Source organism: Burkholderia sp. WSM2232 (genome assembly GCF_000472545.1).
Taxonomy (GTDB): Bacteria; Pseudomonadota; Gammaproteobacteria; order Burkholderiales; family Burkholderiaceae; genus Paraburkholderia.
This window is the reverse complement of record NZ_AWZV01000054.1, coordinates 1-13,038: the sequence shown is the minus strand read 5'-3', so window position 1 is coordinate 13,038 and position 13,038 is coordinate 1. Positions and strand designations below refer to the sequence as shown.

12 protein-coding genes are annotated in these 13,038 nt (G+C 63.9%); 2 read left to right on the top strand and 10 right to left on the bottom strand.

Annotated features, from left to right (window positions below; genetic code table 11):
* The 9 genes from F757_RS34330 to rpsB all read right to left on the bottom strand — a co-directional run.
* Positions 1–464: POTRA domain-containing protein (locus tag F757_RS34330; protein ID WP_332258143.1), on the bottom strand; the 464-nt coding region annotated here is incomplete at its 3' end.
* A 67-nt stretch (positions 465–531) separates the two neighbouring features.
* The gene (gene rseP / locus F757_RS0129355; protein ID WP_027214452.1) at positions 532–1,947 is read right to left on the bottom strand and encodes an RIP metalloprotease RseP; all 1,416 of its coding nucleotides are present in this window, start codon (positions 1,945–1,947) and stop codon (positions 532–534) included.
* 7 nt (positions 1,948–1,954) lie between these two features.
* Positions 1,955–3,160: a 1-deoxy-D-xylulose-5-phosphate reductoisomerase gene (locus F757_RS0129350; RefSeq protein ID WP_027214451.1), complete on the bottom strand. Its 1,206-nt coding sequence runs from the start codon at positions 3,158–3,160 to the stop codon at positions 1,955–1,957.
* A 10-nt stretch (positions 3,161–3,170) separates the two neighbouring features.
* Positions 3,171–3,992, bottom strand: coding sequence for a phosphatidate cytidylyltransferase (locus tag F757_RS0129345; RefSeq protein WP_027214450.1), 822 nt, complete (start codon positions 3,990–3,992; stop codon positions 3,171–3,173).
* Positions 3,986–4,768: a polyprenyl diphosphate synthase gene (gene uppS, locus F757_RS0129340; protein ID WP_027214449.1), complete on the bottom strand. Its 783-nt coding sequence runs from the start codon at positions 4,766–4,768 to the stop codon at positions 3,986–3,988. Before uppS ends, F757_RS0129345 begins: the two co-directional genes overlap by 7 nt.
* 150 nt (positions 4,769–4,918) lie before the next feature.
* Positions 4,919–5,479, bottom strand: a complete 561-nt coding sequence (gene frr / locus F757_RS0129335) for a ribosome recycling factor (RefSeq protein WP_013338884.1) — start codon at positions 5,477–5,479, stop codon at positions 4,919–4,921.
* A gap of 99 nt (positions 5,480–5,578) precedes the next feature.
* Complete coding sequence (pyrH, locus tag F757_RS0129330) at positions 5,579–6,292, bottom strand: UMP kinase (RefSeq protein ID WP_013338883.1); 714 nt, start codon at positions 6,290–6,292, stop codon at positions 5,579–5,581.
* 219 nt (positions 6,293–6,511) lie between these two features.
* Entirely contained in the window at positions 6,512–7,393 is an 882-nt protein-coding gene (gene tsf / locus F757_RS0129325) for a translation elongation factor Ts (RefSeq protein WP_013338882.1), read from the bottom strand.
* Positions 7,394–7,609: 216 nt separating this feature from the next.
* Positions 7,610–8,362: a 30S ribosomal protein S2 gene (gene rpsB, locus F757_RS0129320; protein WP_013338881.1), complete on the bottom strand. Its 753-nt coding sequence runs from the start codon at positions 8,360–8,362 to the stop codon at positions 7,610–7,612.
* 563 nt (positions 8,363–8,925) lie between these two features.
* Between rpsB and map the strand changes: the two genes are divergently transcribed.
* Both map and F757_RS0129310 read left to right on the top strand, forming a co-directional pair.
* The gene (gene map, locus F757_RS0129315; RefSeq protein WP_027214448.1) at positions 8,926–9,735 is read left to right on the top strand and encodes a type I methionyl aminopeptidase; all 810 of its coding nucleotides are present in this window, start codon (positions 8,926–8,928) and stop codon (positions 9,733–9,735) included.
* 31 nt (positions 9,736–9,766) lie between these two features.
* Positions 9,767–12,346 carry a [protein-PII] uridylyltransferase gene (locus tag F757_RS0129310; RefSeq protein WP_027214447.1) on the top strand — a complete coding sequence of 860 codons (2,580 nt, stop codon included), beginning with the start codon at positions 9,767–9,769 and terminating at the stop codon, positions 12,344–12,346.
* A 324-nt stretch (positions 12,347–12,670) separates the two neighbouring features.
* Here F757_RS0129310 and F757_RS36345 read toward each other — a convergent pair.
* On the bottom strand, positions 12,671–13,038 hold a 368-nt coding region (locus F757_RS36345), incomplete at its 5' end, for a hypothetical protein (protein ID WP_035467630.1).

The following is a 13,038-nucleotide window of genomic DNA, read 5'->3' as shown; positions in this document are numbered from 1 at the left end:
GCGGCATAGTAGCCACGCGTGAGGTATTGGCGCTTCAGTTCCTGTTCGGCCTTGTCGACGAGCGCCTTGTCGTAGTAACGGCCCTGCGACAGGCCGACCGCGCGCAGCGCCTTGGTNAGGNTTTCCTTGNCNAACTCGTGAATGCCCGCGAAGTCGATNNTGCCGATGGNNGGACGCTCCAGCACCTGCACGATCACCACATTGCCTTCGGTTGCGATCTTGACGTCGTTGAAGAAGCCCGTAGCGTACAGCGCGCGAATGGCTTCGGACGCCTTGTCGTCGTTGAACGTGTCGCCCTGCTTGATAGGCAGATACGCGAACACGGTACCAGGTTCGACGCGTTGCAATCCCTCGATCCGGATGTCCTGCACCACGAAAGGCGTCGTTGCGTGAGCAACCAGCCCATGCGCGGCAAGTGCCGCGGTTATAACCGTCTTCGGAACAAAGCGATGAGGTTTAAACAACGTGCTTCCCCAGTGTGTATAGCTGCATCAGGTCGGACGGCCGCTATGGTGAGCGCCGCCGGACACTTTAAAAGTGGATTAAACGAGCGAGATCGTTGAACAGCGCAATCGCCGACAAAGCGACAATGCAGGCGAGACCCGCCCTCTGAAAAACGAGTTGCCAGCGATCGGAGACAACTTTCCCGGTCACAGCTTCAACCGAATAATATAACAGATGACCCCCGTCCAATACCGGAATTGGTAGCAGGTTCAGTACACCGAGGCTAATACTGACGAGGGCAAGGAACGAAAGAAATGCAGAAGGACCAAGACGTGCGCTCTTTCCTGCATAGTCGGCGATCGTCACAGGGCCCGACAGATTCTTTAACGACGCCTCGCCAACGATCATGCGTCCGAACATTCGCACGGAATAAACCGCAAGGTCCCACGTACGATGCGCGCCGAGCCGCAGGCTTTCGAGAGGTCCATACCGCACGTCGATGGACGGCACCTGGGTCGCGAGTTCGGCGCCGATGCGGCCGACCAGCTCTCCGGAGGCGGCGTCGCGCTGCGCTTGCGGAACGATGCGGATGTCTTCGAGCCTGCCGGCCTGCTGGGTCTGTGCCTGAGTCTGCCCTTGCCCCGCCCCTGCGCGTTCGACCTGTAGCGTCAAAGACTGGCCGGCGTGCGATTTTACATACGCGATGAAAGCCGTGGCGTTGTCGGTCGCAATACCGTTGATCCCGCGCAAACGGTCGCCAGGAAGAAGTCCCGCCTTTTGCGCCGCGCTGCCGGGCTGTACACCGGCCACCGTCAGCTTGCCGCCGCCGGGCTCGAAGCCGAGGCGCGACATGAAGTTGTCGTCGACGTCTTTCTCTGTGAGACCGCGCAGATCAAGCTGGAAATCGGACGTGCCGTCCGCGCCTTTTGCGCTCAGCACCACGCGCTTGTGGTCGAAAGCCGCGCCGAGCAGTTTCCAGCGCAGGTCCGACCAGGAACGCACCGGCTCCGCTTCAGCGGCGTTTTCCGCGCGCACGCCGACAACCGTTTCGCCGCCCTCGAGCCCGGCGACCGCAGCCGCGGTGTTAGGCGCGGGCGGGGCGAGAATCGCCGCGGGTTCGGTCACGCCGGTGGCGAACACGAGACTGAACAGCAGGATAGCCAGCAGAAAATTAGCCACCGGGCCGGCCGCGACGATCGCAATGCGGCGCCACACCGACTGCCGGTTGAATGCATGCGGCAACGCGTCAGCGGGAATCGGCGCGCCGCCCGTCTCCCGCTCGTCGAGCATCTTCACATAGCCGCCGAGCGGCAGCGCCGCAACCGTCCACTCGGTGCCGCTCTTCGGACTGACCCACTGGAAAAGCGGCTTGCCAAAGCCGATCGAAAAACGCAGCACCTTGACGCCGCACAGTCGCGCCACGCTGTAATGCCCGTATTCGTGGACGACCACTAGCACGCCAATCGCGACCGCGAAGGCGAGCACCTCGATCAGCAGATTCATATACGCCTCACTGGACGGCGCGTTCCGTGCGGCGGGCGGCGTCGGGCAGACGCGCGATGTATTCGGCTGCGGCGCGACGCGCGGCGGCGTCCGCTTCGATCACGTCTTCGAGCGCGTGCGCGCTGCGATTGGGCAACGCGTTGAGCACCGAGTCGACCACCTGCGCGATCGCCATGAAGCCGATCTGGCGCGACAGGAACGCTTCAACAGCAATTTCGTTAGCGGCGTTGAGCGCCGCGCTGGCGACGCCGCCTTCGGCGAGCGCCTTCATGGCCAATGCCAGGCAAGGGAACCGCGCATAGTCCGGCTTTTCGAACGACAGCGACGCGACCTGCACGAGGTCCAGTGGCCCAACCCCCGAATCCACCCGATCGGGGAATGCGAGCGCATGGGCGATCGGCGTGCGCATGTCGGGATTGCCGAGTTGCGCGAGCACCGAGCCGTCTGCGTAGGACACCAGCGAATGGATCACGCTTTGCGGGTGAATCAGCACGTCGATGCGCTCGCCCGGCAGGCCGAACAGCCAATGCGCCTCGATCACTTCGAGGCCTTTGTTCATCATCGTCGCGGAGTCGACCGAGATTTTGCGGCCCATGACCCAGTTCGGATGCTTACAGGCCTCTTCCGGCGTCACGTCGACGAGGCTAGCCGGTTCGCGCGTGCGGAACGGGCCGCCCGACGCCGTCAGGATGATCTTGGAGACGCCGCCATGCAGCGCGGCTTCGCGCGGCAGGCACTGGAAAATGGCGTTGTGCTCGCTATCCACCGGCAACAGGATGGCGCCGTTGTCATGGACCGCGTTCATGAAAATCGCGCCCGACATCACGAGCGCTTCCTTGTTCGCAAGCAGGATCCGCTTGCCGGCGCGCGCCGCGGCGAGGCTCGGCGCGAGGCCCGCCGCACCGACGATCGCCGCGACGACCGTGTCGCAGCCGTCGCTCTTCGAAATCTCGACAAGCGCCTCGGGGCCGTAAGTCACTTCGGTCGGGCAGCCGGCTGCGCGGAGCTTCGCCGCGACGCGGGCCGCCGTGTCGGCGTCGCCCACCACCGCGACTTCCGGGCGGAACGTCAGGCATTGATCGACAAGTTTGTCGCCGTTGCGGTGCGCGCTGAGCGCATAAACCGAAAAGCGCTCCGGGTGACGCGCGACGACGTCGAGCGTGCTGTCTCCAATCGAGCCCGTGGAACCGAGCAATGTCAGACGTTTTTGCATATCTCTTTCTCTAGCCGAGCAGCAGCATGGCAAGCGGCAGCACCGGCAACAATGCGTCGATGCGGTCAAGCACGCCACCGTGCCCCGGCAACAGGCCGCTCGAATCTTTCACGCCGGCCTGGCGTTTCATCATCGATTCAAAAAGGTCACCCACTACGCTGAACGCCACCAGCACGGTCAGCGCAAGCAGCGCGCGCGGGGCGCCCCAATGCGCCCACAGTTCAGAATACAGGGTCGGCTCGAACGCATGCGAAAGGACCGCCGCGAGCGCGACGATCATCACCGTGAGCCAGCCGCCGATCGCGCCCTCCCAGGTCTTGCCGGGGCTGATGGCGGGCGCGAGCTTGTGCTTGCCGAACGCCTTACCCGAGAAGTATGCGCCGATATCGGCGAGCCATACCAATAGCAGCAGCGACAGCACAAAAGACACGCCCTGCATGCGCGCGGCGACGAGAGCATGCCAGCAGGCGACGAATATCACAATCCCAGCAAGAAACAGGAAGGTGCGCCAGGCGCCTTGCGCGAGCGTGGGCTTGCGCAGCAGCACGAACGGGCCGGCGATTACCCAGAAAATGCCCGCAGCCTTGTAAAACGGACGTGCCCCGTCCACGCCGATGCCGAGCCGCGTGCTCGCGACCAGCGCGACAGCCGCCACCAGCGCGTAGACGATGGGGCCCGCCCCGCCCAGCTTGAGCAGCCGGGCCCACTCCCACGCGGCGAAGACGACGACGAAAGCGATCAGCGCGCCGAACGCGCCCACCGGCGCGAACAACGTGACGGGGAGGAACACCGCCAGGAGGACGATTGCCGTGATGACACGGGTTTTTAGCATGGAAGCGAATCGACGTTTTGCGATTGCGGCTCGAGCTGAGCACTGGTGCGACCGAATCGGCGCTCACGCTCGCCGTACGAAGCAATGGCGCGGCCGAGCGCGTCGGCGTCGAAATCAGGCCAGAAGGTGTCGGTGAAATAGAACTCGGTGTAGGCCAGTTGCCACAGCAGGAAGTTGCTGACGCGCCGCTCGCCGCCGGTGCGGATGAAGAGATCCGGCTCGGGCGCATAGGCCATGGACAGATGCTCGGAGAAGGTATCCTCGTTCACCTCGACCGGCTTGCCCGCCTGAGCCGCCTGCTCGACGAGCTTGCGGGTAGCCTGCATGATGTCCCAGCGGCCGCCGTAATTCGCGGCGATGGTCAGCGTGAGGCGCGTATTGCGCGCCGTCTTGGTTTCGGCGCGCCGGATCAGATCGCGAATGCGCGTATCGAAGCGCTCGAGGTCGCCAACCACCCGCAAGCGGATGCCGTTGGCGTGCAGCTTGCCGATTTCGCGCTCTAGCGCGGTGACGAACAGGCGCATGAGGAACGACACTTCGTCGTTCGGACGGCGCCAGTTTTCTGAGCTGAAAGCGAACAGCGTCAGATATTCGACGCCCTGGCGGGCGCACGCCTCGACAGCCGCGCGCACCGCGTCGACGCCGCGCGTATGACCGGCTACGCGCGGCAAGCGGCGCTGGGTGGCCCAACGGCCGTTGCCGTCCATGATGATCGCGATATGTCGCGGCACCGCGGCGACATCAGGCACGCGCACGGTTGAGCTGGTGTAGGTCATGGCCGTCGGGACAATAACTGCAAATGAAGAAGTAAAAATCCTGAAAGTGTGAGTGCTCCCAGACCTGGCGCTTCACGACTCGGACTTCACGCGAGCCCCGGTGAACAGTACGCCGAGGCGCGCCGGCGTACTGTTCGGAGCCTCGCAGGCTTATACCGTCATGATCTCTGCTTCTTTCGTCGCGACGAGCTTGTCGATTTCAGCGACGAATCTGTCCGTCAGCTTCTGAACATCGTCGCCGGCGCGGCGCTCATCGTCTTCCGAAATTTCTTTGTCTTTGACGAGCTTCTTCAGCTGCTCGTTGGCATCGCGGCGCAGGTTGCGCACAGCGACCTTAGCGGTTTCCGCTTCGCTCTTGACCACTTTCGTCAGCTCGCGGCGGCGCTCTTCGGTCAGTGCGGGCATCGGCACACGGATCACGTCACCTTGCGTGGCCGGGTTCAGGCCGAGGTCCGACTCGCGGATCGCCTTTTCGACGACCGGCACCATCTTCTTTTCCCACGGCTGCACGCCGATCGTGCGTGCGTCGATGAGCGTCAGGTTGGCGACCTGGGAGATAGGCACAGGCGAGCCGTAGTAGTCGCACTGGATATGATCGAGCAGGCCCGTGTGCGCACGGCCCGTACGGATTTTCGACAGATCGTTCTTGAACGCGTCGATGGAACGCTGCATCTTTTGCTCAGCGCCCTTCCTGATATCAGCCACAGACATTTTTAAACCTCCGAACCTTCAAAACGGGCGAGCCGGCCAGCACGCGCGGTATGCGGCGGCCCGGGCTCGCGTCAAAGCCCACGTTGTGTGAACGAGAGTTTACACGTGGACGAGAGTGCCCTCGTCCTCGCCGATCACGATGCGCTTGAGCGCACCCGGCTTGACGATCGAAAACACGCGGATCGGCAGCTTCTGGTCGCGGCACAGCGCGAAGGCGGTGGCGTCCATGACCTGCAGGTTGCGGCCGATTGCCTCGTCGAAGCTGATCGTGGTGTAGCGGGTCGCGCTTGGATCTTTCTTCGGGTCTGCCGAATAGACGCCGTCCACCTTGGTGGCCTTCAGCACGACTTCGGCGCCGATTTCCGAGCCGCGCAGCGCAGCGGCCGTGTCGGTCGTGAAGAACGGGTTGCCGGTGCCGGCCGCGAAAATCACGACTTTGCCTTCTTCGAGCTGGCGAATCGCGCGCGGACGGATGTACGGCTCGACCACCTGGTCCATACGCAGCGCGGATTGCACACGCGCTTCAATGCCCGCGTGGCGCATGGCGTCCTGCAGCGCCAGCGCGTTCATCATGGTGGCCAGCATGCCCATATAGTCGGCCGTGGCGCGGTCCATACCGGCCGCGCCGCCCGCCACGCCGCGAAAAATATTGCCGCCGCCAATCACCACGGCCAGCTGCGTTCCGAGACGGACCACTTCGGCCACGTCCGCCACCATTCGTTCGATGGTCGCGCGATTGATGCCAAAGGCATCGTCGCCCATCAGAGCTTCACCGGAGAGTTTGAGCAGAACGCGTTTGTAGGCAGTGGGCATAGGGGTATCCAGATCGCGCAGAACAGGGCAACAACAAGGGACTAATGTAGGGGTGAAACGCTGATTCGGGCAAGCGCCGCCAAATTGACGGACCCAGAAGGTCCGCCAACGGCGGCCGCGCCGCGGGGATCGACCCGCGCGCAGCCTTGCGGCGCAGCCGACCGCAGCACAGTCATGCTGTGCCGCGGGAACAACAGTACAAGCTGAGACGGGCGATGCTTATTGTTGCTTTGCAGCAGCCACTTGCGCGGCAACTTCAGCAGCAAAGTCGTCCTGCTTCTTCTCGATGCCTTCGCCGACCACAAACAGCGCGAACTTCTGGACGCTCGCATTGCCGGCCTTCAGCATCTGCTCGATCGTCTGCTTGTCGTTCTTAACGAACGTCTGGTTCAGCAGCGACACTTCCTTCAGGTACTTCTGGACGCTGCCTTCCACCATCTTCGCGACGATTTCAGCCGGCTTGCCCGATTCGGCGGCCTTCTGTTCTGCAATGCTGCGTTCCTTGGCGATCAGATCCGCCGGCACGTCTTCCGACGACAGCGAAACCGGCTTCATCGCAGCGATGTGCATGGCCACGTCCTTGCCGACCTGCTCGTCAGCACCGGTGTACTCGACCAGCACGCCGATACGCGTGCCGTGCAGGTACGCAGCCAGCTTGTTCGACGTTTCGAAACGCACGAAACGGCGGATCGACAGGTTTTCGCCGATCTTGCCGACCAGCGCGAGACGCACTGCATCGACGGTTTCGCCGTCGAGCGGCAGCGCCGACAGCGCGGCCACGTCAGCCGGGTTTTGCGCGGCGACCAGCTCGGCGATCTTCTTCGAGAAAGCGAGGAAGTCGTCGTTCTTCGAGACAAAGTCGGTTTCGCAGTTCAGTTCGACCAGCGAACCGGCATTGCCGCCGATGAACGAAGCGACCACGCCTTCAGCCGTGACGCGCGATGCCGCCTTGCTCGCCTTGTTGCCGAGCTTAACGCGCAGCAGCTCTTCGGCGCGCGCCATGTCGCCGTCGGCTTCCGTCAGCGCCTTCTTGCATTCCATCATCGGCGCGTCGGTCTTTGCGCGCAGTTCTGCAACCATGCTTGCGGTAATTGCCGCCATCATTTGCTCCTTGAGTTCCGTCTGTGTACCGTCTGTCACACGCCGCCCGCACTTCGATAGCGGCGACAAGAATTCGTTTCAGCGTTATGCGCACTTTTTTGCGGATAACGCGTCGGGCACCACCCCAACTCCCGGGCCGGCGCCCCACTACAGCGTCGCGGCTTAAAAAAAGGGGGCCTCTTGAAAGCCCCCTTTTTTGCCGGACACGGGGCAGCTTTACGCTTCCGCGTTGACCTCGACGAACTCGTCGCCGTCGTCGCCGCGAGCAGCCTGCACCACTTCGTTGACCGCGTTCGCACGGCCTTCCAGGATCGCGTCGGCCACGCCGGCCGCGTACAGAGCGACGGCCTTGCTGGCGTCGTCGTTACCCGGGATCACGTAGTCGATGCCTTCCGGCGAGTGGTTCGTATCGACCACCGCGATGACCGGCACGCCGAGCTTGTTCGCTTCGGTGACGGCAATCTTGTGGTAGCCGACGTCGACCACGAAAATCGCATCCGGAATACCGCCCATGTCCTTCACGCCGCCGATCGACTTTTGCAGCTTGAGCATTTCGCGTTCGAACAGCAGCGCTTCCTTCTTGCTCATGCGCTCGGTTTCACCGGCTTCCAGCGCTGCTTCCATGTCCTTCAGGCGCTTGATCGAAACCTTCAGCGTCTTGAAGTTGGTCAGCATGCCGCCGAGCCAGCGTGCGTTGACATACGGCATACCGGCGCGCTGCGCTTCCTGGGCGATCGTGTCGCGCGACTGGCGCTTCGTGCCGACGAACAGGATGGTGCCGCGATTGGCTGCCAGCTGACGCGCGTACTTCAGCGCGTCGTTGTACATCGGCAGCGTCTTTTCGAGGTTGATGATGTGAATCTTGTTGCGATGGCCGAAAATGAAGGGGGCCATTTTCGGGTTCCAGAAGCGCGTTTGGTGACCGAAGTGGACACCGGCTTCCAGCATTTGACGCATGGTAACTGCCATGAAAATCTCCGCGAGGGTTGGGTCTTAAGCCGGCTGCCGTATCCGCCGCGCTGCCATGTCACGTCTTGTGCTGTATGGCTGAGCGCCGCGAACACCCTGGGTGCGCCGGCTTGCGAGTTTGCCGCCTTGATACTGCATTTAGCCCGTGGCTCAGGCGACCGACGCCACGGCAAGCTTCACGTTGATCTGCCCTGCTGAATATCGCCACGCCACCTGCCACGCCACAATCGCGGCACATACCGGAGGCAACGCGCCGCCACCATATTCTGAACCGGAACCCGGTCTGGACCATGACAACACAGGCACAGCAAGGCAAAAACGATCGACTTAGCCAAACATTATAGCATGCGACTATTGGACGACTCAACCTGCCCGCTTCTCGCATAGTCCCCGGTTGCACCTCCAGGTTTCCCCAGCCAAGTCCGAAGCCAGCCGTCGGCTGCCAGCGCCGCCGCGCCTGCGGCGACAGGTGCACCCGAGGCGCGGGCAGACCGCCAAAAGACTGCGGCGGAACGGCATATGGTGCGATAATCGGGGAATAAATCGCATTTCAGGCCCGACTCATGGCTATCACACTCAAAAACGAACACGACATCGCGCAAATGCGCGTCGCCTGCAGACTGGCGAGCGAAGTGCTCGACTACATCACCCCCTTCGTTACCGCGGGCGTCACCACCGGCGAGCTCGACCGCCTGTGCCACGAATACATGCAGAAGGAACAGGGCACGGTGCCTGCGCCGCTGAACTATCAGCCGCCAGGCTATCCGCCCTACCCGAAGGCCACCTGCATATCGGTGAACGACGTAATCTGCCACGGCATTCCCGGCGACAAGACGCTGAAGAACGGCGACGCGCTCAACATCGACATCACCGTTATCAAGGACGGCTATTTCGGTGACACGAGCCGCATGTTCATCGTCGGCGAGGGCTCGATTCTCGCGAAACGCCTCGTGCAGACCACCTTCGAATGCATGTGGCTCGGCATCGACCAGGTCCGCCCGGGAGCGCACCTCGGCGACATCGGCCATGCAATCCAGAAACACGCCGAGGCGCAAGGCTACAGCGTGGTGCGCGAGTACTGCGGGCACGGCATCGGCACGGTGTTTCACGAAGACCCGCAAATTCTGCATTACGGCCGCCCCGGCACCGGCCTCGAACTACAGGCGGGCATGATCTTCACCGTCGAGCCGATGATCAACGCCGGCCGCCGCGACATCCGCACCATGCCGGACCAGTGGACCGTCAAGACGAAGGACCGCAGCCTCTCGGCGCAGTGGGAGCACACGGTGCTCGTCACGGAAACCGGCTACGACGTGCTGACCGTCTCCGCCGGCACGCCCGCGCGTCCGCCGGTCGTCGCCGCTACCGCCTGACCGATTTCGCCTTCTTTACCGCCAGCCGCTCATGAGCAGTGTTCCAGCCGTCGCCCGATCCCACGCCACGTCGCTCAAAGCGGACTACAAAGTGGCCAAAGCCCAGTTGCTGGAACGCTTCAAGACCGCCACCAACGTAGAGGCGTTGATGGCGGCGCTCTCCCGCACCACCGACGACTCCCTGCGCGCCGCCTGGAACACCTGCGAACTGCCGCCCGAGCTCGCTCTCGTCGCGGTCGGCGGGTATGGGCGCGGCGAACTCGCGCCGCATTCAGACATCGACATTCTGGTGCTGCTGCCGGATGCGCCGCTCGATCATCTCGAAGCGCGCATCGAGCGCTTTATCGGCCTCGCGTGGGATCTCGGGCTTGAACTCGGCAGTAGCGTGCGCAGCGTGTCGCAGTGTCTGGAGGAAGCCGCCAACGACGTCACCGTGCGCACTTCGCTGCTCGAAGCGCGCCGCATTACCGGCAGCGCGGCGCTGTTCGACGACTTCGCGAAGCGCTACCGCGCGGCGCTCGACCCCAAGACGTTCTTCCAGGCAAAAGTGCTGGAAATGCGTCAGCGGCACGCCAAGTTCCAGGACACGCCTTACGCGCTGGAGCCGAATATCAAGGAAAGTCCGGGCGGGTTGCGCGATCTGCAACTGATTCTGTGGGTGACCCAGGCAGCGAATTTCGGCAGCAGCTGGCGCGAACTGGAGGCCCGCGGGCTCATCACGCAGCGCGAGGCGCAGGAACTGCGGCGCAACGAGGGCTTTCTCAAGTCGCTACGCGCCCGCCTGCATGTGACCGCCGGGCGTCGCCAGGACATTCTGGTGTTCGATCTGCAAACGCCGGTCGCCGAGAGCTTCGGCTACCAGCCGACCGCCACCAAGCGGGCGAGCGAACAGCTCATGCGCCGCTATTACTGGGCAGCGAAGGCCGTCACCCAGCTTGCCACAATCCTGATCCAGAACATCGAGGCGCAGCTCTTTCCGAGCACGAGCGGCATTACGCGGGTGCTGTCGGACCGCTTCGTCGAAAAACAGGGCATGCTCGAAATTGCCAGCGACGACCTGTTCGAGCGCGAGCCGAACGCCATTCTCGAAGCGTTCCTGCTGTACGAGCAGACGCCGGGCGTGAAAGGCCTGTCGGCGCGCACGCTGCGCGCCATCTACAACGCGCGCGAAGTAATGGATCAGCACTGGCGGCGCGATCCGGAAAACCGGCGCCTTTTCATGGACATCCTGAAGCAGCCGGCCGGCATCACGCACGCGCTGCGCCTGATGAACCAGACGAGCGTGCTCGGACGCTATCTGCTGAACTTCCGGCGCATAGTCGGCCAGATGCAGCACGACCTGTATCACGTCTACACGGTCGACCAGCACATTCTGATGGTGCTGCGCAATCTGCGGCGCTTCGCGGTCGCCGAACACGCGCATGAGTATCCGTTCTGCAGCCAGTTGATCGTGAGCTTCGACCGGCCGTGGGTGCTGTACGTCGCGGCGCTCTTTCACGATATCGCCAAGGGCCGCGGCGGCGACCATTCGACGCTCGGCATGGCCGACGCGCGGCGCTTCTGCCGCAATCACGGCATCGAGGGCGAAGACGGCGAATTGGTGGTCTGGCTGGTGCAGCAGCATCTAACCATGAGCCAGGTCGCGCAAAAGCAGGATACGAGCGACCCCGAGGTGATCAAGCGTTTCGCGGAGCTGGTCGGCACCGAACGCCGTCTGACCGCTCTGTATCTGCTGACGGTGGCCGACATCCGCGGAACCAGCCCCAAAGTCTGGAACACGTGGAAAGGCAAGCTGCTCGAAGACCTGTATCGCGCGACGCTGGCAGTGCTCGGCGGCGCACGGCCGGACGCGCATTCGGAGCTCGAGTCGCGCCAGGAAGAAGCGCTTGCCCTGCTGCGCCTCGAGACGGTGCCCGAAGGCGCGCAAAAGGCCCTGTGGGACAAGCTCGATGTTGGCTACTTCCTGCGCCACGACGCTGCGGACATAGCATGGCAAACGCGCGTGCTCTACCGTTACGTGGAAACGCCGGTGCCGATCGTTCGGGCCCGCCCCTCGCCTATCGGCGAGGCGCTGCAGGTACTGGTGTATGTGAAGGATCAGCCCGATCTGTTTGCCGGCATTTGCGCTTACTTCGACCGCAACGGCCTGTCGGTGCTCGATGCGCGGGTCAGCACCACGCGCCACGGCTATGCCCTGGATAACTTCCTCGTCACGCATACCGAAGAGGACGTCCATTACCGCGACATTGCCAACCTTGTCGAACAGGAGCTGACCGCGCGCCTCACGGGCGACGGCACCTGGTTGCCGGGGCCGTCGAAAGGCCGCCTGTCGCGGCTCTCACGCACCTTCCCGGTTACGCCGCGCGTCGATCTTCGGGCCGACGAGCGCGGCCAGTACTACATCCTGTCCGTGTCGGCCAACGACCGGCCGGGCCTTCTTTATTCGATCGCGCGAGTGCTCGCCGAACACCGTGTCGGCGTCGCGTCGGCGCGGATCAACACGTTGGGCGAACGCGTCGAGGACGTGTTCCTGCTGGACGGGCACGGGCTGTCGGACAACCGCCTGCAAATTCAGGTCGAGACGGAACTGCTGCGCGCGATCGCAGTGTGAGATTTCATGCGAATCAAATTAACAGCCAAGCATCCGCGCCCGGCTTCGTCCGAACGCGCCCCTGTCCGTAGCGGCAGCTTGTCGGCGCGCAAGCCGACACGTCCAGCGGAACCCAAAGCGTCGGCGTCCGGCCCCGGCGGGATGCGCGGCGACGACGCAGGCGCGACATCGGGCGGCAAGCGCGCGGCCGGCGGCGCGCGAGCAGCTGGCGGGCGTGGAGAGGAAGGCGGGTACGGGCGTCAAGGTGGGACTGATGGTGGACGGCGGGCGGCCGCAGACCGGACCGCACGGCGTGAAGGCACGGGTGGCGCGCCGCAACGCCGCTCAGAAGCAAGCAGTGAGCGCGGTCCGCGTCGCGATGGTGGCGAGCGTGGGCCGACGGGCGGCGAACGCGCGCCGCGACGCTTTGAGGACCGCGCCGGCGGCGGTGAGCGTACTACTCGCGGCCCAGCTGGCGAGCGTGCCGAACGTGCTCCGCGCCGTTTCGAAGATCGTGCAGGCGGCGAACGCGCACCGCGACGCTTTGAGGACCGCACCGGCGGCGGTGAGCGTACCACTCGCGGCCCGGCCGGCGAGCGCGCCGAACGTGCGCCGCGCCGTTTCGAAGATCGTGCCGGAGGCGAACGCGCTCCGCGACGCTTCGAGGACCGCACCGGCGGCGGTGAGCGTACCACTCGCGGCCCGGCCGGCGA

Excerpts from the sequence above, each read along its gene's own strand:
- rpsB (WP_013338881.1), bottom strand. The coding sequence starts at position 8,362 with ATGGCAGTTACCATGCGTCAAATGCTGGAAGCCGGTGTCCACTTCGGT.
- uppS (WP_027214449.1), bottom strand. The coding sequence starts at position 4,768 with ATGACCTACACCAGCTCAACCGTGCGCGTGCCTGATGTCGCCGCGGTG.
- F757_RS0129345 (WP_027214450.1), bottom strand. The coding sequence starts at position 3,992 with ATGCTAAAAACCCGTGTCATCACGGCAATCGTCCTCCTGGCGGTGTTC.
- F757_RS0129310 (WP_027214447.1), top strand. The coding sequence starts at position 9,767 with ATGAGCAGTGTTCCAGCCGTCGCCCGATCCCACGCCACGTCGCTCAAA.
- frr (WP_013338884.1), bottom strand. The coding sequence starts at position 5,479 with ATGTCTGTGGCTGATATCAGGAAGGGCGCTGAGCAAAAGATGCAGCGT.
- rseP (WP_027214452.1), bottom strand. The coding sequence starts at position 1,947 with ATGAATCTGCTGATCGAGGTGCTCGCCTTCGCGGTCGCGATTGGCGTG.
- tsf (WP_013338882.1), bottom strand. The coding sequence starts at position 7,393 with ATGGCGGCAATTACCGCAAGCATGGTTGCAGAACTGCGCGCAAAGACC.
- pyrH (WP_013338883.1), bottom strand. The coding sequence starts at position 6,292 with ATGCCCACTGCCTACAAACGCGTTCTGCTCAAACTCTCCGGTGAAGCT.
- F757_RS0129350 (WP_027214451.1), bottom strand. The coding sequence starts at position 3,160 with ATGCAAAAACGTCTGACATTGCTCGGTTCCACGGGCTCGATTGGAGAC.
- map (WP_027214448.1), top strand. The coding sequence starts at position 8,926 with ATGGCTATCACACTCAAAAACGAACACGACATCGCGCAAATGCGCGTC.